2 protein-coding genes are annotated in these 2,561 nt (G+C 47.2%); both read right to left on the bottom strand.

Annotated elements, in window-relative coordinates:
- Nucleotides 1–97: 97 nt before the first annotated feature.
- Complete coding sequence (gene istB / locus EPX21_RS19250) at nt 98–847, bottom strand: IS21-like element helper ATPase IstB (RefSeq protein WP_134091298.1); 750 nt, start codon at nt 845–847, stop codon at nt 98–100.
- Complete coding sequence (gene istA, locus EPX21_RS19255) at nt 844–2,418, bottom strand: IS21 family transposase (RefSeq protein ID WP_134091299.1); 1,575 nt, start codon at nt 2,416–2,418, stop codon at nt 844–846. Before istA ends, istB begins: the two co-directional genes overlap by 4 nt.
- Nucleotides 2,419–2,561 lie beyond the last annotated feature (143 nt).

A 2,561-nucleotide genomic window follows, 5' to 3' on the forward strand; every position in this document is an offset into this window, starting at 1 on the left:
TGTAATCGGGAAATAACAATGCACAGTTTTTGGCAATTAAGACTGCACCGTTTTTGGCAACAAGAGTGCACAGCACTACAAAGATAATTTTCCTGTCCTAAGTTCCAAAAATAGTTTTTCTGTTTTCCATTCTATAACTTTTTCCGGATAAGCTGACCACTTCGCACCTGAAGAGCAACCGGTCCAACAGCGCGGTCGCCAACACTTCATCATCCAGCATTTTGGCCCATTCAGCTGGCATTTTATTGGTAGTAATGATAAAGGACGTGTTCTCGTACGTTTGGTTTATGAAGTTAAAGAGGTTCACCGCATGGTTTTTCTCAACAGGGAAAAGCATAATGTCATCAATGACGATGAGGTTCGCTTTGGCCAGACGTTTATATTCGGCCATTGAGGACCTTGCAAAGTCTTTCATCTTCAGCATATTTACAATATCCTCCATCGTTCTGAAATACGCTCTGTAGCCTTTTTCGATTGCATCGGCACAGAGGCCTGCGGCTAAAAAAGTTTTGCCTACACCACTGGGTCCCATCAGTATAACGTTGTAAAGTTGATCCAGCCATCCGAGCTCCCTTAGGGTGTTGATCCGTTGTCTGCTGAGATCGTTGTCCGGCCTGTCTTCATATTCGTCCAGGTTTGACCTTTTGGGCAATCTGGCAATCTTTAACTGCCGTTCCTTGGCCTGGATATCTCTGTGCAGCCCCTCTTTTTCAAAGAGCTGGAGGAGAAACGTCATATAGCTCAATTGCTGCTCCTGGGCTTCTTTTGCAGTTTCATCTATTTGAGCTGCCATACCCATTATTTTGTAGCGGCGGCAATAAAGATCGATCTGTTGTTTCTGGTTCATTTTTTTGATGCGTTTGAATGTGTGAGAATGTATTGGTAATCGTCAATGGAACTGACCTGCGGTTGCAGTAATGCCTGATGCGGAAGAGAGCCGCTCAACGGGTTCAGTGATGGAAGCATGATTTCTTCGGGCAGAATACCGGCATTATGGTATTTCATGGCGAGTATCCGCAGATCGTTGGCGCTGCTGATTCCCTGATCGATACAGAACGCCAGTGCCCGCGCGACGGCTTTTTCCTCTACATCGTCTACCGTCTGCTTCAATATGATAAGCTGGTCCCGCAGATAGCGCGGTTTATCATCCCGGATCAGTGAGACAAACCTGAGCAGATTTTCAGAAGACCCGCTGGACCGGCAAAGTTCTTCGATGAAACCATCCAGACCGATATGTCTGTCACGTTTATGGTTACTGTTGATGATTTTTTTGCCCGTCCCCAAAAACACGATGTGCCTGCAGAGTTCCCTGTTCCCGGTATCGGTTATCACCAGGTGGTTCTCTTCATTCCTGACAGCCACTTGGGTCCCTCTACCTTTGTAAGTGCCCAAGGGAAGGGAATACAGATTGCTCTTCCAGGAAATCGTGTTGTCCTTTCTTACCGAATGGTACCGCAATGGCGGCGTAGCCGGCGGTAACGGATCAAAAGGTGCCAAAAAGGGCCGCTCTATGGCAAGTTCATCCTGCGGCGCTTTTTTTGTGAAGCCGTGTTCCAGTTTATTTGCGGTCCGTTCCAGCCACTTGACGGCCTGCTGGTTCAATGCTTCAAGATCATAAAAAGTACGGTTGTACAGAAAGTTGCGTTTTACATAGCCGACCACATTCTCCACTTTCCCTTTGCTTTCCGGATCGGATTTCCTGCAGAAATGAAGCTTGAAGCCCTGTTCCCCGACATAATTTCTGAACCGTTCCGTAAGGATGATATCACCGCTGTTCTCATTGCTGATGAACACTTTGTCCTGGTCGTAAACGATCTCATGGGGCATGCCACCGATATAGCCGAAGGCTTTTTCGTGACCTTGGATGGCCAGATCTGTGGTGAACGGCCGGTCCGAGAACCACACATACTTGAAACGGGAACGGGAAAGTACAAGGGTGAAAAAATAGACTTTCGTCTGCTTCCCGTTCCCGCTCCGAAGTTTATACTCACCAAAGTCCACCTGTGCCTGCAGCCCATACGGAGTTTCCTCGACCGGTTGATAATCACGGCCGGCCGGTTCATAGGGAAGGTTGTGCCGGTGACGGACCCACTTTACAAAATTGAAAATCGTTTTGGGATCGACTCTGGGGAAATCCTCATGGGCCTCTTTTAGCCAGTCGTGCATCTGTGCGGCAGATGTGTCGCGGAACTGGACGAGCCGTTTGTGCACAAAGTCCTCGTACGCCAGCAGGACTTTTTGTCGGACCGATTGGGTCTGCAGAAATGACTCAAACTCGCCATCGTCCATCGAAAGGTACTTTTTGACGGTTCGGCGGTTGCAGCCAACGTCCTTGCTGATCTTGGAAACCGAACGACCTTGCAGGTACATTCGTTTAATTTCATAATACATCATAAATTTGCTTAAGAATGCGTTCATACTTCATCGATTGTCGTTAATCAATGAAGTTCGTATTTATTCGGCAGGGTATAAAATCCTGCCGTTTTTAGTGTGCACTCTTGTTGCCAATTTTGGTGTATTCTTATTTCCCATTTTCTGTGCAGTAGTAATTACCGCTTACA

It is taken from the genome of Olivibacter sp. XZL3 (assembly GCF_004368405.1).
GTDB lineage: Bacteria > Bacteroidota > Bacteroidia > Sphingobacteriales > Sphingobacteriaceae > Olivibacter.

Coding starts and splice junctions, on each gene's coding strand:
- istA (WP_134091299.1), bottom strand. CDS start 2,418: ATGAACGCATTCTTAAGCAAATTTATGATGTATTATGAAATTAAACGA.
- istB (WP_134091298.1), bottom strand. CDS start 847: ATGAACCAGAAACAACAGATCGATCTTTATTGCCGCCGCTACAAAATA.